Annotated in this window: 15 protein-coding genes; 3 read left to right on the forward strand and 12 right to left on the reverse strand. The window is 59.5% G+C overall.

What is annotated here, in order from left to right:
• Positions 1–136 precede the first annotated feature (136 nt).
• On the forward strand, positions 137–1,633 hold the full coding sequence (locus FYK55_RS02730) for a sulfatase family protein (RefSeq protein ID WP_150074664.1): 1,497 nt from the start codon (positions 137–139) through the stop codon (positions 1,631–1,633).
• Positions 1,634–1,739: 106 nt separating this feature from the next.
• Here FYK55_RS02730 and FYK55_RS02735 read toward each other — a convergent pair whose 3' ends face one another.
• Entirely contained in the window at positions 1,740–2,318 is a 579-nt protein-coding gene (locus tag FYK55_RS02735) for a hypothetical protein (protein ID WP_150074666.1), read from the reverse strand.
• A 181-nt stretch (positions 2,319–2,499) separates the two neighbouring features.
• The gene (locus FYK55_RS02740) at positions 2,500–5,874 is read right to left on the reverse strand and encodes a DEAD/DEAH box helicase (RefSeq protein ID WP_150074668.1); all 3,375 of its coding nucleotides are present in this window, start codon (positions 5,872–5,874) and stop codon (positions 2,500–2,502) included.
• Positions 5,875–6,063: 189 nt separating this feature from the next.
• Here FYK55_RS02740 and FYK55_RS02745 point away from each other — a divergent pair, with 189 nt between their 5' ends.
• Complete coding sequence (locus FYK55_RS02745) at positions 6,064–6,426, forward strand: 2Fe-2S iron-sulfur cluster-binding protein (RefSeq protein ID WP_150074670.1); 363 nt, start codon at positions 6,064–6,066, stop codon at positions 6,424–6,426.
• A 284-nt stretch (positions 6,427–6,710) separates the two neighbouring features.
• Here FYK55_RS02745 and FYK55_RS02750 read toward each other — a convergent pair whose 3' ends face one another.
• The 4 genes from FYK55_RS02750 to rsfS form a co-directional block, all read right to left on the reverse strand.
• Positions 6,711–8,219 carry a serine/threonine-protein kinase gene (locus FYK55_RS02750; RefSeq protein WP_150074672.1) on the reverse strand — a complete coding sequence of 503 codons (1,509 nt, stop codon included), beginning with the start codon at positions 8,217–8,219 and terminating at the stop codon, positions 6,711–6,713.
• A gap of 271 nt (positions 8,220–8,490) precedes the next feature.
• On the reverse strand, positions 8,491–8,853 hold the full coding sequence (locus tag FYK55_RS02755; RefSeq protein WP_150074674.1) for a hypothetical protein: 363 nt from the start codon (positions 8,851–8,853) through the stop codon (positions 8,491–8,493).
• 330 nt (positions 8,854–9,183) lie between these two features.
• Positions 9,184–11,181: an arginine--tRNA ligase gene (gene argS / locus FYK55_RS02760; protein WP_150074676.1), complete on the reverse strand. Its 1,998-nt coding sequence runs from the start codon at positions 11,179–11,181 to the stop codon at positions 9,184–9,186.
• Between the two features lie 200 nt (positions 11,182–11,381).
• Positions 11,382–11,867: a ribosome silencing factor gene (rsfS, locus tag FYK55_RS02765; RefSeq protein WP_235908378.1), complete on the reverse strand. Its 486-nt coding sequence runs from the start codon at positions 11,865–11,867 to the stop codon at positions 11,382–11,384.
• 271 nt (positions 11,868–12,138) lie between these two features.
• Between rsfS and FYK55_RS02770 the strand changes: the two genes are divergently transcribed.
• A complete protein-coding gene (locus FYK55_RS02770; protein WP_150074678.1) occupies positions 12,139–13,500 on the forward strand; it encodes a Gfo/Idh/MocA family protein in 1,362 nt (453 codons plus the stop codon).
• Positions 13,501–13,609: 109 nt separating this feature from the next.
• Here FYK55_RS02770 and FYK55_RS28890 read toward each other — a convergent pair whose 3' ends face one another.
• The 6 genes from FYK55_RS28890 to FYK55_RS02800 are packed head-to-tail and all read right to left on the reverse strand — an operon-like array spanning position 13,610 to position 25,159.
• Positions 13,610–14,731: a hypothetical protein gene (locus FYK55_RS28890; protein WP_161604266.1), complete on the reverse strand. Its 1,122-nt coding sequence runs from the start codon at positions 14,729–14,731 to the stop codon at positions 13,610–13,612.
• Positions 14,728–17,115, reverse strand: coding sequence for a hypothetical protein (locus FYK55_RS02780; protein WP_150074679.1), 2,388 nt, complete (start codon positions 17,113–17,115; stop codon positions 14,728–14,730). Before FYK55_RS02780 ends, FYK55_RS28890 begins: the two co-directional genes overlap by 4 nt.
• Positions 17,112–20,996 carry a DUF4175 family protein gene (locus tag FYK55_RS02785; protein WP_150074681.1) on the reverse strand — a complete coding sequence of 1,295 codons (3,885 nt, stop codon included), beginning with the start codon at positions 20,994–20,996 and terminating at the stop codon, positions 17,112–17,114. The genes FYK55_RS02780 and FYK55_RS02785 overlap by 4 nt, the downstream gene beginning before the upstream one ends.
• A gap of 58 nt (positions 20,997–21,054) precedes the next feature.
• Positions 21,055–23,190: a BatA domain-containing protein gene (locus FYK55_RS02790; protein WP_150074683.1), complete on the reverse strand. Its 2,136-nt coding sequence runs from the start codon at positions 23,188–23,190 to the stop codon at positions 21,055–21,057.
• A complete protein-coding gene (locus FYK55_RS02795) occupies positions 23,187–24,164 on the reverse strand; it encodes a DUF58 domain-containing protein (RefSeq protein WP_235908379.1) in 978 nt (325 codons plus the stop codon). Before FYK55_RS02795 ends, FYK55_RS02790 begins: the two co-directional genes overlap by 4 nt.
• Entirely contained in the window at positions 24,161–25,159 is a 999-nt protein-coding gene (locus FYK55_RS02800) for an AAA family ATPase (RefSeq protein WP_150074685.1), read from the reverse strand. Before FYK55_RS02800 ends, FYK55_RS02795 begins: the two co-directional genes overlap by 4 nt.
• Between the last annotated feature and the right edge of the window lie 132 nt (positions 25,160–25,291).

Genomic DNA, 25,291 nt, shown 5'->3' on the forward strand with positions numbered 1-25,291 from the left:
GCCGGAAGCTCGGCACGATCCGGCGGACGTTCCGCAATTTTGACTCTGGGGGTGTTGCTGTGGCGGCCGGTCGCTGTGGTTAGAATTGGCCTCACGAGGTCCCACCAAGCTTTCCCCAGCACTGCGGTCATCCGTCATGTCTCGATTTGTTGTCATCGGCCTTCTCTTCACACTCACACTCGCCGTGCAGGCGACGGCCGCGGAACGGCCGAACATCGTGCTGATGTTGTGTGACGACATTCGCTGGAACGCACTCTCGTGCGCCGGCCACCCCCACCTGAAAACCCCCAACATTGATCGGCTGGCTGACGAGGGGATCTATTTTGAGAACATGTTCTGCACCACCAGCCTGTGTTCTCCCAGCCGCGCGACAATCCTGAGCGGACTCTACGCCCACCAGCACGGCGTCACCAACAACTTCACCGATTACCCGGCAAACCTGGACAGTTTTCCCCGGCGGCTGCAGCAGTCCGGGTACCGAACCGGTTACATCGGCAAATGGCACATGGGCGAGAAGAGCGACGAACCTCGACCGGGATTCGACCACTTCGTCACTCACAAGGGCCAGGGCAAGTATTTCGATACAGAGTTCAATTTCAACGGCAAGGAGCGCCGCGTCGTTCCCGGATACTACACAACGGTCGTCACGGACATGGCGATCGAGTGGATGAAGCAGCAGCAAACCGACGACGAAGATCAACCGTTCATGCTGATGATCGGTCAGAAGGCCCCGCACAGCTTTTATTTTCCGGAACCGAAGTACGAGCACGTCTTCGACGACGTCGAAGTCAATTATCCCCATTCTTCATTCAAGCTGGACGACAAACCCGAATGGATCCAAAAGCGGTTGAGAACCTGGCACGGAATCTACGGCCCGATCTTTGATTGGCGAAAGGAGTTCCCCGACGATAAGGCTAGCGGGGTCATCGATTTCGCTCGCATGGTGCGTGCTTACTGGGGGACGATTCTGTCGGTCGATGACAGCGTCGGTCACCTGCTGGCGTTCCTGGAACAGCAAGAAGCCCTGGACAACACGATGTTCATTTTCATGGGTGACAACGGGCTGCTAGAAGGCGAACACGGGATGGTCGACAAACGCACGGCGCATGAAGCCAGTATCCGCGTCCCCATGATCATTCGTTATCCCGGCTGGACCAAGTGGTCTGGTCCGGTCCGCGTGCAACAGCAGGTGCTGACGACCGATGTTGCTCCCACGATTCTAGATGCCGCCGGCGCCGAAGCGATGAACGATCTGCATGGGGCATCGGTCAAACCCCTGATCGCCGGCGACGACCAGAAGTGGCGTCGCGAGTGGCTGTATTACTACAACTACGAAAAGCAGTTTCCCTACACGCCCAATGTGCGCGCGGTCCGCGGAGACCGTTTCAAATACATTCGCTATCCCCACGGTGACGGCTCGGACGATCGACACATGGCGGAGTTGTATGACATTGAAAACGATCCCGAAGAATCGACCAATTTGATCAACGACCCGGAATACGCTTCAACCGTCGCGGAGATGCAACAGCGTTTGATCAAGTCGATGCAGGCAGTGGGAATCGATCCTGCGAAAGACGAGATGCCGATCGATGCGGGCATCGGAACGAAGCTTCCCGACAAAGCGATTCGATAGCACCGTCGGGTCAGGCTGATCATCAATTGGGGCATGCCGTGCATGCCGGTGCGGCGAGCAACGAACCTGTCATGCACAGCATGACCTACTGGAGTTGGGTGTTGGCTCACCGGCCGCCGCCGCCGGTGAGCGGCATGTGGGTGTAGTCCGTGACGACCCATTGCTCATCAGGCTCTTTCTGAAACGTCAAGATGACTCGGCGCGTGACGGGGATATTTTGCATGCCGCCGCGGGCCTGGCTCAACCGCACGCTGGCGTCCAGATCGACCGTCGCCTCCGGAGGAAAACTGCCCTCCACCATCCGGATCTGAATGTTGCCGGCTCGAACACGGGTGAATTCGTACTTCGGTAGTTCGGCCAGCGCCCTTTGCCGCGTCTCCGGGTCGCCGATCACGCTGACCGCGGTTTGGTGATCGTTCGCCTCGACCGCTCGAGCCGTTGTTTCGATCAGCCTCAGGATCTGTTCCCGATCGGTCTCGATTTGTCCGGCGACGTAATAGGACAACGGAATCATCAAGACAAAGGGGATCGAGCCGAGCGCAAACCGGCGATCGCCTGATTGCAACCACGCGACGATCAGTGCCACGGCACAAATCCCCACCATGATCGCAAGCAGGGTGGGTTGTTCGGCAATGATGTTCCACATGGTGATCGTCTGAATCAGCTGGGGGAAAGCGAACGACAAACAATCGCGCCGGACATGCCCTCCCCGCGTCGTCGCAAGCTCCTCCGCGACCCTCCCGGAAGGAGGGTGAAGCAAAGCTGCACGACCTCCAAGCGGGAGGGTGAAGTGGCGAAACGCGGGTCACAATTTCTGGCTGGACGACCCAGCTAGCAGGATACCACGAATGAACCTGCGGAGCCGGTCAGGAGAGATCGCCGGCTTTGATCAGGCGGATCAAATCTTCGGTTTCCATCTTCGCGGCACGATCGGTTCCGTCCAGCACCCCCGCAACCAGTTCGCGTTTGTCCGCATGCATCTCCAGGATTTGTTCCTCGATGGTTCCTGACGCCACCAGACGGTAGACCGTGACGGGACGATCCTGACCGATGCGGTGGGCGCGGTCGGTCGCCTGATCTTCCACCGCGGGATTCCACCAGGGATCCAGGTGGATCACATAGTCGGCCGCCGTCAGATTCAACCCGGTCCCGCCCGCTTTCAACGAGATCAGGAACAGATCACCCTCACCGGCTTGAAATGCATCGACGCGCCGCTGGCGTTCCTTCGCGGGTGTTGCTCCGTCCAGGTATTGATAGGTGATCCCACGCTCATCCAGCAGTTCACGAATCAAACCTAAGTGTTTGACAAACTGACTGAAGATCAACGCTCGGTGATCCCCGTCGCGAAGCTCATCGATCAACGAACTCAGCAGCGTCAGCTTCGCACTTCCGCGGCTCCACATTCGGTCGACCAACCGCGGGTGACAGGCCAATTGACGCAATTTGGTCAACCAAGCCAAGGTTCGCATCCGGTGTTCGCCGGGCTGGTCGATCCCGCCGGAAAGTTCCGCCAACGCCTCCATTCGGGCGTCGTCGTAGCGCTGTCGCTCTTCCCCGCTGAGGTGCGCCTGCAGGGTAATCTCGGTCCGCGGTGGGAGTTCGCGAAGAACCTTTTCTTTGGTCCGGCGGAGGATGAATGGGCGAACCAAACGGGCCAAAGACTCGCGTCGTTCCGCATCCTTATGACGCTCAATCGGATCGGCGAACCGGTTGCGAAATCGGTCCCAGGATCCGAGTAAACCCGGGCTGATCGTCCGCATCAAACTCCACAGTTCGCCCAAATGGTTTTCCAGGGGCGTTCCAGAGAGGGCGATCCGCCAATCGGCATCGATGTCACGAATGGCCCGCGCCGTCTTCGTCTGCGCGTTCTTGATGAATTGGGCTTCGTCCAGCACCAGGGTGTGCCAGTGCCGCGACGCGAACCGCCGCGCGTCTCGTTGAACGAGTTGATAGCTGACGATCAACAAGTCACCGGGGCCGGCAGATTCGATCAAGTGTTGACGATTGCCTTCACGATACAGCTTTGGATTCAGCCCCGGAGAGAACCGCTCGGTTTCTCGAACCCAGTTGTCGCCGACACTGGTCGGGGCCACCACCAACGCGGGCCCCTCGGCCGCCCGTTCGACCAGCACGCCTAACGTTTGAACCGTTTTCCCCAACCCCATGTCATCGGCCAACACGCCACCGACGCCCCAGCGGCTCAACCGAGACAGCCAACGGAAACCTTCCAACTGATAGTCGCGAAAGCTGACATCCAGCGTGTCCGGCGGCTCGGGATGGAAATCCGCCAGCGACTCCAGTCGATGGATCGTTTCGTGCCACCGTGCGGTCGCTTCCAACGGAACATCGGCACCGATCAATTCCTGCACCGCCGGCACAGCGGCATCTGCCACTTTCAAGTTGCCGCGATCCGAAACCAGTGTGTCGCCAAGCTGTTCCAATCGTTTGCGGAAGGCATCGCTAATCTTGGCAAACTCTCGGTCACCCACGCGGACCAACGCCCGGCGCTCGGTCACCGCCGCCAGCAGGTCCGCCAACTTGATTTCACGACCATCCACCGACACCGTCCCGCTCAGACCAAACCAATCCTTCGAATCGTCGATTTGGACGCGTAATGCCGACGGCGTGATCTCTCCGCGAACGCGGATGGTTTCGCCTTCCGGCCAGATCATGCGGGGGGCCGAGTCGCCGGCTTCGTAAAGCCGAGCCAACAGGTCCAGGGCCTGATCATCGGTCTCAGCCACCCAGCTCCAAGGTTCGTCCGGCGACAGCGAGTCGATCCCGAACCGCGTTACAACTTCGTTGGCCCGCTGACGTTCCGATTTGGTATCGCGTCGCAATCGGATCGGCCCCTCCTCGGTGATGGCCGGAACAATCGCGGGCTCCTGACCGGGACGCAGCATGTCCTGCAAACGTGCGTCAAACACCGACAGCCGGACGAACATGCCGGCCCCACCGCGTGGCCGCATCTCAAAGACGAGCTCCGCCTCAACCTCCTCCAACGGTCCGGCCAATTGATCGGGCAATTCGACCCGCACCAGACTGCCGACCTCGCCGATCCGCATGGTCAGCTGGTGAGCGGTTTCATCGTCCAGCAAGACTTCTTCCAGATCACTCTTCAGCAGATAGGAAATCAGCCGCGTGGCGCGGCGATCGCGAAGCGCCGCGAGAACCAGGCGGTTCCCCTCGGTTTCGGCAATCAAAACGACTGGTTGAGCCGGATGCAGATTTCCCAACACCAATTCGCACCGGCGGATGTCCAAGTCGACTCCCGGGACGCGAATCCCGACGCGGTACAACGTCTGCCGCTGGGACGGTTCGGATTCCCTCTGGATTTGAAGCTCACCGGATCGCTCTTCATCGTCAAGCGAATCGATCTCCACCGGTTCCAGGACGATCGAAATCTCTCCCCGAACGACGTCGATCGGAGTCGCCGACGCGTCATCCCAGGCCACGTTGGGGTGCCCGACCAGCAGGTCGACCGCCTGGAACAGGTTGTAGTGTTCCCGGTTCATGTCGTAACCGGGCTGGGACGTCAGGGCTGCGACTTGACCGTCGATCGGATCCGTCTCGGTCTGCTGGCGCAACAGTTCGAATGCAGGCGTTTGTCGCCCCTTGGACCAGCCCTTGGAATTCTTCTTGGCTTTCTGAACGAACGGATTGATCGTCACGGGCCCGTAGAGCTGGCTGTTAGCGATCTTGATCCGCCACTGGACTCGCGACGTGGCGTCCTTTGATCGGCCGTGCGCCTCATCAGCCAACTTCAACAGCTGGCCAACCACCTCCCGTCCGGCGGCAACGGTGTCGGTTTTCAGCTCGCTCAGGAACAGCAACACTTCCTCGCTGGTCCGCCGCGACAACTGCTCATGCATCCACCAGGCAATCGCCAGCGTGCAGCTGCATTTGGCCCGCCCCGGCATCGACTTGGCGACCCGCTGGAACTGCTGGCAGTCACACCGCACCTCGGTCTGCAACGAAAGATCCAGTGCGGAATCCCGCGGCCCGTCATCATCCAAATCCGGTGTCACCGTCAAAGTCACCAGATAGGGAGGCTTCCGGTTGGGCCGCAGCCGGAACTCAAATGTCAACGTGCCGTCGACCTGTGAGAACTTGGGGGCATCCACCTTCAACATCGCGGCTCGCTTGTCCAACGACTCATCATGATCGTCGACCAGCCTTGATATTGCTTCTCCCAAGACCATCCCGAATGCGGTGGGCAGGTTGTCCGCAATCAAATCCATACTCAAATCCAGTTCCCCACTCCGCGGTCTCGTTTCCAATTCCAGTGACCTAGTGCCCGCCGGGTGTCATTCCAAAACCCGTGGCCAACCCGCTATTCTATCGATACCGTCGCCGACCGCGATGCCCTTGCGGCTGCCAGCAGCGGCCAGTCGGGAAATTCTTCATGGTCCCCTAACGAGTGGAAACGAATGCCCAAATTGACAGTTGAAGGCGTAGGAACGTTCGAGATCGAGGAAGGTAAACGCCTGGTCAAGGCACTCGTCGAAGATGCCGGAACCGATCAGCTTCACGCTTGCGGCGGTGTAGCGAAATGCACCACCTGCCGTGTCGAATTCGTCGAAGGTGAGCCCGAAAAAATGACGCAGGCGGAGAAAGACACTCTTCGGGCGCGTGAGGTGACCGGAGCGGGTGTCCGTTTGAGTTGTCAAATCGCCTGTGAGCAGGACATGTCGGTCAAGTTGATCAGCCGGCTGGAGGGCAGCGGCCGGAAAGATGCCGGATCGCCCGTCGCCGACCAGATCGAACCGCCGCCGGTCTGGACCGAGAAATGATTCCCTTGTCGGCTCCGGACGGCGGACAGGCTGCCACCGTTCCGCCAGCCGGTTGAACAAAACTCGCATCCGCCGAGAGCATCCGCCCGTGGGGGCCCAGCCACCACGCGCTGGTGAATCGAACGCTCTGATGGACAGCGGAACATTGCGTGAGCCGCGTTGCGTTAGCGGCGGGTTCTTCGCACCAACCGGCGGCGAGCGCCTCGCCGCTCAGTGCACAACGGAGTCTTCACACGGCACGCTCATGCCCCGTTCGATAAGGACCGTGGTGACGAGGCCCCTGCTCAGTAGGTGCCCAGGGGACGGCGTTCGACGCCTGCCAGCACGTGCATCAGGGCCGCGCGTAGTTCGCGGACTTTCAGGGGCAGCGCCAGCATCTTTCGGCGTGGGCCGCGCTTTGCTTCCGAAATGATCCGCGTTTGCCGCCGGTCGGCCAACAGGATCGAAGGGATTTCGCAGGTGTGCTCGTCGCTGGCAAACTTGTTGTAGGCCTCCAAGGCCAATGATCCGAGTTCCGCAGCGCTGAAAATCACGCAATCGGCGGGCGGCTCTTCCCCCGGTTCGAATCGTGCCAGGGCACGGTTGGGATCCTGGATGATCAGCACGCGGTAGCCGCGAGATTTCAGCCGCTCGCGAATCGCATTTTGCAATCCCGCCTTGGACTCTACCAGCATCACGACGTAACCCTCCCCCTCATCGGTCGGAATGTCGTCGTCCTCGTATTGCGCGCCGATGCCTTCTTTGTTATCCGCCGCCGCAGCGCTGCTGGGGCCCTTCTCCAAAATGTCCATCGTCCGTTTGACTTCCGCCTGCAGCGCCGCAGCCGACTGGATCCGCTTTTGCGGATTGAACTCCATTGACCGCTGGATCAGTTGGTTGACGACACCGGGGACGTCGGGAACCAGTTCGTGGATGGGTTTGATCTGTTGGAATCGCGAAACGTTCAATCGCGCCAGTCGGTCCCGCGTTTCTGTCAATGCGGGCTCGCCGGCAATCATGTGGTACAGCATGTTGCCCGCAAAAAAGACGTCGCTGCGGGGGTCGTCCTTGCGAACACCGGTTCCCCGTTCCAAGGCGGCGTAGTCGATGGCCCGGGCGTTGGGACAGTCCGCGATTTGATCGGGATTCTTCCGGTCACTCAGTGACGCCAATCCAAAGTCGACCAACTTGGCTTTTCCGTCAGAGGAGATCAACACGTTGGAGAGCTTCAAGTCGCGGTGCGAGATTCCCTGGCCGGCGGCATGCGCCAAGCCTCCCGCGATCTCGTGCATCAACCTCAACGCCAGGTCGACCGGAAGCTTTCCACGGATTCGAACCAGATCCCGAAGCGTCTGGCCTTCGACGAACTCCATCACCAAAAAAGGATTTCTCGCGTCGGCAACCACTTCGAAAATGCTGACGATGTTCGGATGCCGCAATTTCAAGCCCATCTGGCCTTCACGAAGGAACTGTTCCATTTCCTTCGGTTCGTCACGAAACCGCTTTCGCAAGACTTTGACGGCGAAAACTTCTCCATCCTTGCTGGCCCGATAGACCCGGGCAAAGGTCCCTGCACCGATCAGGTACAGCACCTTGTAGTCACCGTAGAAGTAACCGCTGCGGTCACCCTTCAAGATTTTTTCGGTCTGCAGCGTCGAGACGAAGCCGCGTCGCTGCATCAGCTTCACCACATCCTCCATGGTGGTGTTTTCGCCTCCGCTCAGCTCGCCATAGGCGCGCTCCACCTCCTGCCGAGAGGCGAGACCAAGGTCCACGATACGGCGAGCGAAGCCTTCGGGAGTGAGGTTTTCCATATCCGAACAGCAGTTGCAGAAAATTGGGCGAAGGTGCAGATGATATTTGCCCGCAAATGATCATTCCGCTCTGGTCACGAGGCAACGCACTATTTTGCAACAATTTACCCGAAAAGACATCGGCATTTGCGGCCAAATGCGATGCTCCGCGGCGGGAACGCACCCCATCCCCGCCGGTTGAGGATCAAGTCGTGCTCGGCGCACGTGCGACGCCGGCGTCCGACCGCGAACGCCGCGGGACTGCCAAGCCGCCATCCCCGAAGATGGGGGGCTACTTTGCCAGCTGTTCCAGCGTGGTCAATGCCGCCTTGGCCTCTTCGATGCTACCGATCTCCTCGACCACCTTCTTCAATTTGATCAACGATTCAACCGAGACGGTGTCACCGGACTTCTTGGTCGCGGGACGCGTCATCGAAGTGGTCTTATTCTTGGAACCGGCCGGACGGCCACGACGGCGTGCTGGCCCCTTCTTTTTCTTGCTGGTGGACTTCACGGTGCTGACGAATTGAGCACTGACGTCAACGCCTTTGGATTTCATCGCGTCGACGATCTCACGAGGTTTTGCCCCGGGGTGGTCCTTCAAATAATCACGGATTTCTTTGGACTTGTTGGGGGTGCTCTTCTTTTTGGCCATAATCTGTTTGTCTCCGATTCTGCCGGATGATCCATCATCCACAGCAAAATAACCCTTTAAGGAAATTCAAAGCCGTCCGCGACCAGAGACCAAATCTCTCTTGATGACATCATCGGATAGTCACAGCATCGAATGTGCTGACCAAGAAAAGCGCGAGTTGCCCCCAAGTCTCACCGTAGTCGGTCGAACGGCAACTTCACGTAAAATAGGGCTAAGTGTTGCACTGTCAATCGTAGTAGACGCCCTGCTTGGGAACATGTGCGAAGATTATGCGAATGTGCGGTCATACCTACACTTTTTTGCGATCCGTGAACGCTTCCGAGACGCAAGTTACATCCGCTGGACCACGTCGATCCCCAGTAGTTGCAATGCCTGCCTGATCACGCGTCCCGTGAGCACGACCAGGGCCAACCGGGTGGTTTGTACCTCGGCGGATTCCGCATTCATCACGTGGCACTGGTCGTTGAACTTGGAGAAGGCCTCGGCCGTTGCATAAACATATTCGACCAGATGGTTGGGGCCGTAGTCGGCGTACACGCTGTGCAACGCGTCATCAAACTGCAGTAGTTTTAGCGCCAGAGCACGTTCCGCGGGGTGATTCAGGTTGATCCCATCGGTTTGAACCCGCTGTGAGACATCCGATTCGTCCACACCAACTCGGTTCAGGATGCTGACGGTTCTGGCGAAACTGTACTGCGCGTACGTTGCCGTGTTACCGGACAGTGCCACCATCTTGGCCAGGTTGAACCGATAGTCACTCGCCCGGTCGTGTCCCAAGTCCGCGTACTTGATGGCTCCGATTCCGACAGCCTCCGCGACGCTTTTCTGCTCGGCTTCGTCCATCGGCGGTTCCAACTTCACAAGACGGTCGGGGTCGCACACCACCTGATAGGCGGCGTCGACGGCATCATCCAACAGACTTTCCAATCCGATCAATGAGCCGCTCCGCGTTTTCATCGGTCGGCCGTCCTCGCCCAGGACGGTACCGAAATTCACATGCACCAACTTGACCTGATCCAATCCGGTCAATCGGGCAACGGCGAACAGCTTCTCGAAATGCTCACCCTGCCGGGTATCGACAACGTACAGGATCTCGTCCGGATCAAACGTTTTGAGTCGAAATCGGAGTGTTGCCAAATCGGTGGTTGCATAGAGATAGGCGCCATCGCTTTTGCGAATGATCATCGGCGCATCAAAGTCATCCAGGAAGACGCAGATCGCTCCGTCACTTTCGGTTGCCAGCCCGTTCGCTTGAAGGTCTTCGACAACGTCCGCAAGCATCGGATGGTAGTAAGATTCACCATAGGTATGATCGAAACTGACATGCAGGCGGTCATACACGCGCTCGATTTCGTCTTTGCAGAATGGCAGAAACTCGTTCCATAGCTGTAGGTTCTCTGCATCGCCACGATGCAGCTTGGACGTCTCATCCAAGACCGCTTGATTGATGTTCGGATGCGCACTCGCCTGCTGTCCAACCACCGGATCCGATTCGACGGCAGCGATGGACTCCTGCGCCGCGCGGAGGGCCGCTTCCGCGGCAGAAAGTTTCTTTCCTGCCGCATCGGCCAATTTGCGTTTCTTTTTTGCGTCTTTTCCTTCCGCCTGTTCCGCCTCCGCGACCGCGGCGGCCCGTTCGGCCTTCAGCTTTTCGATTTCCGCCTTCAGCTTAGGCAAACCGGCAACCGATTTCTGGTAGCCCATCAACTGATGCACAATGCGGTAAAGCTTTGCCAACTCTGGGACCGGGTTTTGGCTAACCGTCTCCGGGTCTCCGAAATGTTTGTACCCGTAGATGATGATCCCGAACTGGGTTCCCCAGTCTCCCAAATGGTTGTCCGTGATCACCTCGTGCCCCAGAAATCGGAGCACCCGCGCTAGTGAGTCCCCGATCACCGTGCTGCGAATGTGCCCCACGTGCATCGGCTTGGCGACATTGGGAGACGAGTAGTCGATGATGATTTTTTGCGGCGATGCGGCACGCTCCACCAGGCAGCGCGGATCATCCAGCATGCGCACCATGTGATCATTCAGGAATTTGTCCGCCAGTCGCAGGTTGATGAACCCGGGACCGGCGATGGTGGGCGGATCACAAAGATCATCAATCCTCAAATGATCGACGATCTGTTGGGCCAACTCCCGCGGGTTGAACCCAGAAACCAGCTTTGCCAGCGGCATCGCACAGTTTGCCTGGTAGTCACCAAACTTGGGGTTTCCCGCTGGCCGGATCAGAGCGGCGTAGTTAGCCAGATCGTCAACCGCCGAAAGGCAGTCGCACGATTCAAGTGCGGAGCGGAATCGAGACTGAAGAAGGGCTAGGACCTGCATTGTTTTTCCTAAACATCGTCACCGACAACCGGCGGTGATCGGAAGCATCCAAACGGTCAACACCTTCCCGTTTGCGGTGGCACGGGGACGACGGGCTGTCGGGGCGGTGCCGAAGTGAAGTCATCGATCGAATCACCGGGGCACCCAACGGACCTCCTCCGGGGCGGCAACCGGACAGCCCGGGTGTGATCCCGCCGGGGCTACTCGCCCGGAACCTCGATCCCCAACTCAGTCAGAGGAATCGTCTTGGCATCCGCCCACAAAGACTCCAGATCATAGAATTCGCGCGTCTCCTCATCGAACAGATGAATCACGACGCTTCCATAATCAAGGACAATCCAGCGGCTCTCCTCGTAGCCTTCGATGCCGAAGCGTTGGTCGCCCAACTGCTTTTGCAAGGCATCGTCGATCTGCTCGCTGATCGCATGCAATTGCCGGCGACTCTGTCCGGTGGCGATGACAAACAGGTCAAACTCGGACGACTGGCCGCACACGTCCAGCACCGTCACGTCCTTGGCCTTGTTGTCCAACGCGACGCGGGCAGCAGCAGCGGCCAGCTTGCGACTGTATTCGGTGCCGTGGGGGCGGATGGTCCGCGAAGCGGCGACCATCGGATTGGTAGTGGCATCTGCCGCGGGGGAAGGAGAATTCTCGCGGAGAGACTCGCTATCATTTGGGTGGTTCATGGACAAAGTCTATCAGTTTTGGATTTTCTGTCACGGGTCACACGTCGTTGCGAGCAGACAGGCATCGCAATGCCGAGTAAACTGGCGGTTTCGACTCTCTGGTCGCGTCACCGAAGCGGACGCTCCTGCCGCGGTCGCCATGTTCCGGTCGGCCCGGCATCGACGGTCCGGTCTTCGGTTTGGCAGCCAGTTAGCCGTTCCCACCGTCACCGGGCACCCGCCATCAGGCGATGCTGTCCGCCCGCCAAACAGCCCTAAACCACCCGAAGCGATGAAAAAAACCGATCGAACCTCGCCCGCGGAATCCGCCTCGCGCCAGCCGAACAGTGAGTCGTCTTCCCGACAACCTTCTCGACGCGAATTCTTGTCCAAAGGATCGGCCGCTTCCGCGGGATTGGCCGGGGCAGCTGTGCTGGGACGAGCGGTCCGAGGCGCCGAGCCGGAGGCCGGATCATCCGAGCCGGTTCGGCTGGGAATCATCGGACTGGGCGGACGCGGAACCGGCGCTCTGAACGATACCCTCTCGATCAACGACAACGTCCGCCTGGTGGCGACCGCCGATTTGGATCCCAAGAAGCACCAGGTGCTGAAACGGCTGGATAAATACGGAGACAAGGTGGCGGTTCCCGAGAACAAACAGCATTCGGGTATCGATTCCTACAAACACATCCTGGACGATGCCGACGTGGATCTGGTGCTGCTGACCACCCCACCCGGATTCCGCCCGCAGTACCTGCTGGAAGCAGTCATGTCCGGCAAACACGTGTTCGCCGAAAAGCCGACGTGCGTTGACCCGGTCGGGTACCGCATGTGCCTGGATGCGCATCAAAAAGCGTTGGACAACAACACGGCCATCGTGACCGGTACCCAGTACCGCCGACAAACCAACTATGTGGAAGCGATCCGACGGATCCACGAAGGTGCCATCGGTGACTTGATCAACATGACGGCCCGGTATTGCAGCCGTGGCATCTGGTACCGTGCCCGCAAGGAGGAAATGACCGATACGGAGTACCAGCTTTACAACTGGATGCACTTCATCTGGCTTTCGGGCGACCAGATCGTCGAGCAAGCGGTCCACAACATTGACACCATGAACTGGGTCATGAATGCCAACCCGGTCTCGGCGTTCGGCGGCGGCGGCCGTTTCACCCGTCCGGAAGACAGCGAGATGTGGGACAGCATGGCGATCGACTACACCTACCCGGGAAACCGCCAAGTCTCGTTCATGTGCCGCCAGATTCCCGGAGCCGCCGCCGACAACAGCAACGTGATCTACGGCAGCGAGGGCATCGCCACGATCCTGGGCGGCAACGGAGGGGCGACCATCACGGACCGCGACGGCAAAGAAATCTGGTCGATGAAAGGCGACATCGGTGCCGCCTACAAACAGGAACACAAGGATCTGGTCGATTCGATTCGATCCGGAAAGCCGATCGTCGAACTGAAGCAAACCGCCGACAGCTCCATGACAGCCGTGCTCGGTCGCATTGCGGCCTACACCGGACAGAATGTCAGCTGGGACTTTCTGGTCAAGGATTCGGAATTGGGCCTGTTCCCCGAAGACTTCAACGTCAAAAACAGCCGTCCGGAACCTCAATTCGCCATCCCCGGAAAGACCGAACTGATCTGATCGCGTTCAGCAGATCCGCTTCACCCTCCCTCCGGGAGGGTCGCGGAGGAGCTCGCAACGACGCCTTTGACTGGCTTGGAACGCTGCAAGACCCAAGCGAGCTCGCCCGCTAATTCTCGGGTTCCGTGTCGTCTCCGGCCGTGTCGTCTCCGGCCGTGTCGTCTCCGGCCGTGTCGTCTCCGGCCGTGTCGTCTCCGGCCGTGTCGTCTCCGGCGGTCTTGTCTTCGCTCTCGTCTGCCTCAGGCCGCTCCTCCGCCTGCGGCTGCCGGGCGGATTCGTACAGTTGCGCCAACTGCACCAGGATGGGTAGCGCCTGGCGACGCAACTGCTCACGATCGCCGTCGGCGTTGTCGATGACAAGCTGCTCCAAGCTCCGTTCCAACTCGTCTCTGCGGGCGATCTGTTCGGCATCCAGTTCAGGCACATCGGCTCCGCTGCGAATCGTAATCCGGTCGGCCAGTTTGCCGTCAACTTCTTCTTCGCCGCCCACCGACGCGGTGCCCAGCACCAAGTTCAGGTTCGAACCTTTCCGATCCCCGTTGTCTTCCAACAAGGCGTGCTCGGTCGCGATCCGCCCCTGCTGCTGATAGAAACTTGCGGTGTCTGAAGCGGCCTTTAAGAACGCCTCGCGAACGCTGACCGAATCATCGTGATCCAAATCGGATCCCGGGTTGCCGATGGCGGAGGAAAAGTAATCGCCGAACCGGGCGAAGTTTTGTTCGTTACCGCTCTTGGTCGCCGTGATCACGACCCGATCCTCGCCTCCCAAACGGTCGATGAACGGACCGCTGGACGACGCACAATTCACCAGCACCAACGGTCGCCGGATGCCATTGAGCCACTCGGCAAGCGTGCGCGCATCCACATCGGGCCCCTCCAAATTGAATTTCGCCGAAGCGCCGTTCCAGGTTCCGTGTCCGATCAGGATCAACCACAGGGGCGAAGAGGACTCACTGGCCGCCTGTTCCTTCAGCAAACGTTGCAGTCGATCGCGATCGGTTTCCCGCCCGTCATCTGCCGCCTCCGAATCAGGGCCGATCCGATCGCAAGACAGCGATGCTCGTTCACACGTCGCTGACCAGCGATCCGCCCACTCGGCGAACTCCTGGCCGTATTCCGGTTTTCCGGCCGCTCCGGTGACAATGATGATGTGGCCTGAGGCCGCCACCGGTGTCCACGATTGCAAACACCCGAGCAACAAACCGACGGCCAGCAACATGTTCCGAATCACGCCAAGCCTCCCAGCCTTCGCAGACCCCATTCGCCACACAAACACGCCAACGCGAGGGTGATGACCCAGCCCCGATGCCACAGCGGATACACCCAAGTCTCCGTGACGGGGACCTTGGTGCTTTCCAGCTGGCGAGAAAAATCTGACAAGTCCTGTTCGCGAATCATCCGCCCTCCGCTGCTCTGGGCGATCTGTTCCAGCAGTGCATGATTGATTCCGACCTGATCAAATTCACGCCCCGCGATTTGTCGCGTCCAGCCCGTCTCGGGAACCCCGACGACCGAACCGTCCTGCGATCGGACTTCGGCGGTGACCTGGTACTTGCCGGGCAAATCCCCGTAGTAGGACGCCAAGACCGTCCCCGGTTCGGACGCAAGCACCTTCGCATCCACCTGCACGCTTTGACCGCTCGGATCGGACACGGTCAATTTGACGTTCGGGTTTTCCATCGGCAAGAAAGCTTCGTCTCGGGCCCGAACGCGTATCTCGACTTGATCCTCATCCGTTTCCGACGTCGCGACCGAGATGTCGGCACGCTTGGGAACCTCACCGACCAGCCAACGAGTCATCTGACGCCACATCTGCGCCGCGTCATCGGGATTCTCCTGTTCGCGACGCATGAACCAACGCCACACGTCTGCGATCATCACCGCTCCAACGCGGCCTTTGCCGAATCGCTGAACGGCCACCGCGGGGCGCAACTGCGCTTCGCTTCCTGCCACGGTGGCCATTTGGTAGGCACCGGGTTTCAGCTCCCCGACCGGATTGACGGACGAAAACTTTGGCATCGCTCGAAGACGTCGACTCTCCGCATCCGCGCTTTCTCGCAACCGCATCCACGGTTGCAGCATGCCCTCGCGGGTCAGCCCCAACGCATGCGACCCGGGAGCCGACTGGTCACTTCGCGACGGGTACACCGGAGACAATTCTCCCAGGACGGACTGCGAAAACGAACGGCCGGAAAACATCTCTTGGCCACCCAACATCAACAGTCCGCCGCCGCGACTGGCAACGAATCGACGCACCATGGCCAATTGATCCTGGCTAAAGAACTCCGGTTCCAAGTCATCCAGGATCAACGCGTCAAATGCAAACAACTCCTCGGGTGTTTTTGGAAAGCCCGAAGCCAACTCTTCGGCTCCTTTCACTCCCAAACGGATCATGACCGGTTCGTCGTACTGTTCGGCCGTCTCCTCGGTGTCCTCACCCAGACCTTGAAACAGGGGATTGGTCGTTGAGACGCCTCGGTCGCGGAAGCTGAATTTCGGCTCCTTGTTGGCCATCCGCAGCAAACCGGTCAGCTCCACTTCGGCATCGGCGGAAACAGCGCGGCGGAGAAACTTGAATTCCCAGTTGGGCCGGCCGGCCACGTAGAGCACGCGGTACGGCCCACCTTCGCGGTCCACCGCAATCAACCGGGTGTTGTTGACCAACGTGGTTTCGGTCGTCGCCGCTTCCAGCAGAGAATCGACATCGTCGAAAGCCGCCCGGTCGGCCTCGCGAAACAGGCTGACTCGGTAAAACTGCAACCCCACATCACTGGGGCGGAAACGAAACGAGACGGATTGGGTTTCCTTGTCGGGATCCAACTTCAGTTTCTGCTCGGAAACGACCGTTTGATCCGCAACGTTTGTCAGCCGAGCAAAAACTTCTCCGCCCATTGCGCCGTTGCTCGCGAACCGTGCGGCGATCGTGATGGGTGAAATCTCAAAGTTGGTTTGCCGAACGGTGGTCCCAATGATTCGGAGATCGCTCGCCACCGGCGGCCGGGAAGGCAAGACCGGATAGACGGGAAAAGGCAGGTCGCTGAAATCCTGGGTTGCATCGGCGACCGAGCCGGTGTTGCCGTCGGTCAACAACAAGGCTCCGGCAACGGGTCGGTCGGACAGACGCACGCCAAGCTCAAGAAGATTCTCCGACAGCCGGCTGGCCCCGCCACCACGTCGCAGTTGGGTGACGTCACCGGCGCTCGAGAGCCGTTTGTCAAAACCATACAGCCGCGTTTGGAACTTTTGTGCCATCGACGCAAACATTGGCGACTCGGTCGCCAGATCGGCATCAATCCGATCTCTCCACGAGGTTCGCGACTGACCGATCGACAAATCCATGCTCTGGCTGGTGTCGACCAGGATGGGCAACAGGTTGGCCTGGGGACGGGGGCGTTTCGCCCGACGCATCGGCTGCAACAGGCACACTGCCAACAAGGCGATCGCTGACAGTTTCAACAGCATGCCGACCCACAGCAGGCGGTTCGAGCCCACACCGGCCTGCACATAGTTTCGAATCACCAGAAACGTCAGCAAGGTACCGACCACGACGACCGGGATCAGCCACTGTGGCGAACCAAGCAGAAACTCACCATACAAAGCAGGAATCGAGATCAAGGCGAATTCCTCCCCTCGGATTCTCCCGAGCCAACACTACCCAGGTTCTCGTAGTATCGCTGGACGGCGTCGCTGAATTGTTCGGGTACCGGATCGCGGTCGATCGGGACGAGTGCGTTCTTGTTCGCCGTTCGTCGCAGCAGTTCCGCTTTGACATCGGCCTGAAGTTCACGCAGCGGTTCCGCGACCAGATCTTCGACCAGATTCCACTGCGGACTGTCACCGTGACGCTTCATCTCGACACGCATTTGACGAACACGATCGCGGATCGCCCCCGCTCGAGCTCGCAGGTCGGGATCGTTGACCATTTCCTCGACGTCTCGCATTCGATCCGACCAAGACCGAAAGTCGCCGGTCATTGGCCCGATGGGACCGCCCGTCGAAGGGGAATCCGCCGCCCGGTTATTGGGCTGCGTCGATTCCTCCCGACGCTCATCCCCGGATTGCCCCCCGCCCCCACGCAACCCCGGCGAAGGCCGGTCGGCTTGCGATGACGGCTGGCCCTCGCCTCCCTGTTGCTGAGAACCCTGCTGCTGAGAACCCTGCTGCTGAGAACCTTGCTGCTGGGAACCCTGCTGCTGGGAACCCTGCTGCTGAGAGCCCTGCTGTTGAGAGCCCTGTTGTTGAGAGCCCTGTCGTTGAGAGCCCTGTTGTTGAGAGCCCTGTTGTTGAGAGCCCTGTTGTTGAGAGCCCTGCTGCTGAGAACCCTGCTGCTGAGAACCCTGCTGCTGAGAACCCTGTTGCTGAGAACCCTGTTGCTGAGAACCCTGCTGCTGAGAACCCTGCTGCTGGGAACCTTGCTGCTGAGAGTCCTGTTGTTGGGAACCCTGCTGTTGGGAACCGCTTTGTTGATCGTCGGTTTCCCGTTGTTGACCTGGCCCCGAGTCGCGGCCGGTCTCCTGATTGATCTCTCGTTCAACCCCTTCGGCAAGCTGCTCCAACTGAGCTGCCGCACGGCGCAGCCCCTCTTCCGAATCGCCCAGCACCGCATCGGCTGCCGAATCGATCTTTTCGCGAAGATTCCGGATCCCTTCTGCCGCCTGTTGTTCAAACGGATCAGCTTGCGGGGTGAATCCGCGGCGGACGAGTTCGGCGGCATTCCGCAGTTGCTGTTCCACGTCCGCCTGCCGGGTTTCTCGGAAAGCATCGTACAGTCGTTCGGCCAGCAACGGTTCGGACTCTTCGGCTTCGCGAACCGTTTCCTCCATTTGATTCAGCAACTGTTCGACACGCTCTGCCTGCTGTTGCAACTGGTCCGGCGAGGATGCCTTGGATTCGTCGCCGCGTAATCCAGGTGAGGCTTGTTCCGTTTCTTCTCGCATCGCACGACCAATCTCCTCCTGTTGGTCCTGCAATCGCTGAGCCTCCTGTTGCATCTGGCGAACCGTTTCGTCAAAAGCCCCCGCCGCGCGGCGGCGAAACTCCTGCTGCAATTCGTCGAACTGCGACTCGGCACGGCGTCCGGCGGCCAAAGCCGACGACGGATCTTCGTTCTCAGTCGCCTGGGCAGCTTGCCGGAGGTCTTCCCGGGACTGCTGCAACTGATCGGCCTGCTCGCTCATCCGTTCGCTATTCTCCGGAGATCGCATCCGCGATTCCAGCTCGTCGGATTCTCGCAGCAATTCCTGCTGCTGTTCACGCAATCGCTTTAATTGCCGCTGGACTTCTTCCTTTTCTTCTTCGGTCTTCGCTTGCTGGAGGGCCGTCTGGAGCTTTGCAAGTTCTTCGTTCAAATCCTCCGTCCGCTGTGCCAACTCGCGGAGCCGGCTGAGAACTTGCCGATCCTCCGCTGCCGCCTGCTGTTGGGCGGACTGCTGCGCCGCCTGCTGCTGCGTCTCGTAGCGGCTTTCGTCTTCATCCAGTTCCAACTCATCAAGCTGTTGCTGGCGGTTCTGGTTTCCGCCGCCGGAAGAGCTTTGCTGCGACTGGCGTGATCGAGTGACTTCAAACTCGCGAGACCGCAGCTTCATCAGCCCGGAAAAACTGGCTTTGGCAGACTTCAATGCGGGATCCAGATCGGCGTCGGCTAATTCGTCAATCGTTTGCTGCATCGTTCCGGCGATACCTTTTGCGATCTCGATTGAACCGGCATCTTGCAACTCGCTTGCCAACTCGCCCAATTGGTCCAGCCCCGCCTGCTGGGACTCTGCAATCGTCGTCAAATCTTTCTCATCGATCGACTCTCCCCGTTGTTCCTTTCGGATCTGGTTCCAAATCGCGGTGATGATCTGCTTTTGCGTCCCGGCCAATTCCTCCGCTTGCTGCGCTTGTCCGGATGGCTGCCCGCCCGGAGGCGGTTGCGACTGCCCGGCCCGAAAGATCTGCTCGAAGGGACGAACATCAGCAAAAAACAGGTCGCTCTCGGTCCTACGTACCTGACCGTCGGGCCCGACGTCTTCGGCCCAAAAATAGAACGACAACACATCGTCGGGTTCCGCCTGCAGTTCTTCAAAATCGATCGTGTGCTGGACCTGCTTTTTCTGGTTGCGTTCGACGGAGGAAATCAATTCGACTTCAATTCCCGGATTCATCTCCAAGGTGTACGACACGCCGGATCGGAGCACACCAAAATCGTCTTGGACCGCGGCTCCCACCTCCAACTCTTCCAGCGGAGAGACGGTGACGTCCCGAGCCGGGTCCAGCTTCAAGCTGGGTGGTTGATTCGGCAACACCTTGACGGTCAGTTGTGGCGGGAACTTGTTCTGTCGACCGTCGGCATCTTCCAACATCAGCGTGTAGGAAGCGGAAACATCGGTCGGCATTTCCGCCCGGTAGCAGACCGCGTCTTGCCTCGAAAAGTCGATCGGCTCATCGGGATCGCATGAAATCACCGTCTCCGGTTGGTCGACCCGCACCAGGTCGCAACGCGTCACCGATTTGTTCAGGATCAGCCGCCACTGCAACTCCGTGCCCTCGACCACAGTGACCTTCACCGTATCCTCAACCGTCCTGGGGTTCATTCCGGTGTATTCGGGAAACCTCAATTCCGCATCACTCCTCAGAAGCTCCGGGAATTCAAAGACTTCGACCGAGAATCGTTCGCTGCTCCAGTCGTTCGAAACGATCTGGTATTGCATCGCTTGGTCGACCGACGACACGAACCCGCCCAGAATCGGATCGCCCAAGTTGCGTTTCATCTGTAACTCCGACTCGCCGCCGTCCGCGGTGATCGTGAGCAGCTTCGCGGTCTCTGGAACATCGCGCGAGAACTCGGCCGTGACCACCAGGCTGCTTCCGCGTTCGAGCAACACGTTCCCGGGCTGGACCAGAACCTGACGCTCGACACGCATCGGGGAAGGGCCAATCAACGAGGCCGGTCCCGTTTCACGCCCGCTGAATCCGAGCAGGGCGACGCCGATCGCAGCCAAGCAAGCCGCGATCCCCAAACTGCGGGAAATCCAAAGGGCTCCCGTGGAAACGACGCGACGCCAATCGTGAGAACGAAAATGTTCATGCGTTTCGCGAATCAGACGCTGCGTCAACGAACTGCCCGTCTGCTGGCGAGACAGCCCCGCGGTCGTCAACAGCCTTTGTCCCAACCCCGGATATTGACGTTCAATCGTTGTTGCGGTGTCCCCGGAGCGACCGGCAAGCCGCCTGGAGAGAATCGCCGCGACCAGCCCCGATAGAAACAAACCGGCCGCGACCCAAATGACGACCCAGATCCGATCGATTTGTCCGCTTGTCGCCGCACCGCGCAGCATGATGCCGAACAAGGCGGAGACCGACGCCAAGACGGCCAACAGCGTCCAAAAATGCTTGGCACGGATCCGGCTGGAAACCTGCTCGATCTCGTAAAGCACGCGGTCCAATTGGCGATCCGCGACTCCGACTTGGGAATCGAAACGCAGTTGGTCCGGATTCATCTTCGGTTCAATCATGCCACCATCACCTAGTTAGTCTCATGCCAATCCGAGGCCCATGGAATCCCGTCATCGATCACGCGGCTTCGGCCTGGCGCGATGTTCGGGCGCTGAGCCATGTTTCAGCCGCCAAAAAAGCAATGGTGCCCAGAATCAACCATTGCCACCATCCTTGCCGCGACTCCAGTTCCACGTCCCGGAGGGCGCGTTGAGCTTGCTTGTCCTGTTGCTGGGATTCCAGCGAGGAGACGCGAACGCCCAACTGGGAAAACCGGTCAATGTCGATGGGATCGGTCTCACTTTCCCTCGGATCGACGTTGACCGCTACCAATGTCTCATCCTGACCGCGTGCAAATCCGGGCTCCTCCGCGACGGTTTGATCGTCGATCGTTTCGCCGACCACGAATGCGCGATTGACCAGCGCGCGGTTGCGTCCCAACATGCCCAGCATGATGGGAACGAACTTGGTCGACAGCCCGAACTGACTTTGCGCGGGTTGCCAACCGGATGTCAGAACCCAAACCCGACCGGCACCGGAGCTTTTCGCGTCCGCGACCGCGGTTGCGACCATCAGGGGTGCCCCATCATCCAAACGGAGGATCGTGGAGACCGAATCACTGAGTCCGCGAATCACTTGATGGTTCCAGACTCGAATGTTGCTGAAGTCGTTGACTCCCGGATCCGAAAGCGGCGCAATCAACGGATCTTCGAAACGGACCGATTCGATCAAATGAAATTCGGCCGGCTGATCGTCGCTTTGCTCTTTTGAGGCCGCTTGGACGGTCAAGTTCGGTGAATCCAATAACGTCGCGAGTGAGGCGACCTGGTCTTCATCCGGCGTCTGATCCAAAACCAACAACACATTTCCGCCTGCGGCGACGTAACGCCTGAGTGCGTTGGTTTGTTGGTCGCCCTTCGGTGGGCGGGCAAACATCATCAGCGGCACATCGGCGGCGGCGAGCGTGTTTTGCCACTGCGCCGGTCCCACAATATCCAGTTGGACCTCTCGGGTCGGGTCAGACCAAGGGACCTGTTGGACGTAGAACGACAGTGCTTCGCGCCGGGGCGTCTCGCTGCCGGGGCTATCAGCCTCACTCTGATCCGGCCGGACAAACAGCACTCGCTGGTCATTTCGCTTGGAACGGACAAAGTAGAAGGCATTGTCGAAACCGTCGTCGTCGCCATAAAGACGCAAGCAGAACGGTTGCAAATCCGATTCAGAAGCCGCTTCCTGACGGGGCACGTCCAAATTGACGATGCGGCTCTGGCCTGGAGGCACCTGAATGGTCGCCGCCGGCCCGTTCTGACCATCAAACTTCAATGTCAACGCCTTGCCGGTCGCCCCACCTGACGCTTGCTCTTCGCCACGCGCGACGTGGACCCGCACTGTGTCTCCGAACAGCTCGCGAGCCTGGCTTGCGTCTCCTTCTCCGGTCGTATCCGGCAGGACCTGCAACGACGCATTGGCCCCACCGTGCGGGCCAGCGGTTTGGATATCAGCCCACACTCGGTCAGGCCACTGGTATCCCTGAAGTGACTCCAGTGAAGCCCCCGACTGCAGATCGCTCAGCACGACGATCCGCGTTTCAATCTGTGCCAAAGCTGGAATGGCTTCGGACTCTGATTCTTCGGGTGATTGTTGGTCGATGATTGCCGCCTGGTCCGCGGCGAATCGGATGGCGGCTCCCAGATCCGTCGCTCCCCACCCGGGCTGCAGATTTGCCAGCGTCTCCCGGGCCGTCTCGGATCGACTCTCCGGCCCAATCTGTGCCGATTCGGCCAGTGTCAAAACGTTTCGTGGAACTTGGTCGAAACCGACCACGGAAATCAACGTGTCAGGATCCGCCGCCTCGATGATATTCTGGGCCTTGCTGATCGCGTCGTCCCATACGCCTTGCCGACGCATGCTGGCGCTCTGATCCATCACCAAAATGACGGCTCGCCGATTCTGGTCCACCAGGGTGGAGTCGGTGCTGGAAAAAAACGGACGGGCGAACGCCAACGCCAGCAACAAGATCGCTGCACACCGCAACAGCAGCAACCACCAATTCTCCAACCGGCTTCGACGGGTCAATCGCGGCGGCGTCGATTCCAGGAACATCAGGGAGCTGAACTCGACTTCCCCGCGCGGTTGGCGTCGAATCAGGTGAAACAGGATCGGACCGATGACGGCCAATGCCCCCAGAAAATAAAGCGGTGCCAAAAAGCTCATCGTGCCCCTCCGCGGTTGGTGCGTCGGGCCGATTTACCCATCCGATTCTTGGCGTCGATCAGACTGGACAACGCTCGATCCAGGGGCTGGTCGGTTCGCATTTCGTAAAACCCGACCCCAGTCGCCTCGCACGTTTTCTCCATTTCGCGCCGATGAGAGTTGAAGCGTTCGGTGTAGCGAGCTTTCGCCACCGCCGGGTCGACATAAATCTGACGTCCCGTTTCCGAGTCGACGATCATCGCGGGATCCGGGAGCGAGAATTCGATCTCCGCGGGATCAATGATCCGCAGCAAAACCACTTCGTGCCCTCGCGCGCGGAGCGCCGACAACTGGGTTTGCAGCGTCTCCGCGGGGGCCAACAAATCACTCATCAAGATCATCAAACCGCGACGCGGAACCACCGACACGATTTGGCGGAGCGGGGCCTCCAAATCCGTCCCCCGTCCCTCCGCCGGACGTGACAGTTCGACCAGAATCTGGTGAAACTGTTTGGGCCCCAGCTTTGCGGGTACGAAGTCGCCAAGCTCCTGATCAAACGTCAGCACTCCGACCGCGTCGCGTTGCAGCGTCAGAAAGTAGGCCAGCGTGGCGGCGACGGTGCGGGCGTATTCCATCTTGCTGTAGCCAGTCGTTCCATAATTCATCGAACGACTCTGATCGACGATCAGGTAGCACCGCCGGTTGGTTTCGTCCTCAAACTTTTTGATGAAATAACGGTCACTGCGCGCGTAAAGTTTCCAATCCAAATTCCGCAGGTCATCGCCCGGCACGTAGGCTCGGTATTCACTGAATTCGATCGACGACCCGTGAGTCGGACTTCGGTGCAGCCCCGCGAAGAACCCTTCCACCACCGTTTTGGCTCGCAGCTTCAAACTCTTGATCCGCATCAGCGCAGCGGGATCCACCGACGCCTGCGATGACGCCTCTCCGGGGACCGTGGTACCGGACCGTTCGGGAGCAGATCCGCGGCTCACGGCTTGGGCACCTCTTCCAGCACGCGGTCGATGATTTTCTCGATGGTCACGCCTTCGGCCTCGGCCTTGTAGGTGGGCAGCACTCGGTGTCGCAGCGTCGGGTGGGCCAGCGCGACGATGTCCTCCGTTTGGACGTGCGCTCGTCCCTTCAACAACGCCCTGGCTTTCGCACCCAATACCAACGTCTGGCTTGCCCGTGTGCCAGCCCCCCAGCCCACCCACTCGTTGATGAACTCCGGGGAAGCTTCGCGAGCCGGTCGAGTGATACCGACCAGGCGCACGGCGTACTCACCGATTTCACGTGCGATCGGCACCTCGCGGACGGCCTGCTGGAAACGCAACACGTCGTCACCCGAGAACAGTGGTTCGATCGGTGCGGGTTTGGACGAAGTCGTTCGCAAGACCACATCCAATTCGTCACTGGCCGGCAGGTAGTCGATTTTGACGTTGAATAGAAACCGGTCCAATTGGGCCTCGGGCAGCGGATACGTGCCCTCCATTTCGATGGGATTTTGCGTGGCCAAAACGAAAAACGGCTCGGGCAGTTCGTAGCGCGTCCCCGCTGCGGTGACCTGATGCTCCTGCATCGCTTCGAGCATCGCAGCTTGCGTCTTGGGCGGTGTGCGGTTGATCTCGTCGGCCAAGATCACGTTGGCAAAGACAGGCCCTTTCACAAACGTCATGCCGCGATGGCCGTCACCGGTCTCTTCCAAAATCTCGGTCCCGACGATGTCCACCGGCATCAAGTCCGGGGTGAATTGGATCCGGCTGAATTTCAGGTGAAACACTTGAGCGACACTGCGCACCAGCAACGTCTTCGCCAGCCCCGGCGGGCCGGTGATCAAACAGTGCCCCCCGGCAAGCAGACTGATCAGCAACTGTTCGATGACCTCATGTTGGCCAACAATCGTTTTTGCCAATTCGCCGACAATCTGCTCGCGGGCCGATCGAATTTGTTCCACCAAGTCGGATTCAACCACGTCACTTGTGCTCATCGATATCCTTTGTTCAGGGTGCTCGGAGTGTGCCAGATTTCGGATGTCAGGTTCCGGGTGATTTGATCGGAATGCCCCGCAGAGTCATCCGCCGGGATTCCGTCGACGGGACGTTTCAGTGGCGGACTCGCC

This window comes from Roseiconus nitratireducens (genome assembly GCF_008629675.1).
GTDB lineage: Bacteria > Planctomycetota > Planctomycetia > Pirellulales > Pirellulaceae > Stieleria > Stieleria nitratireducens.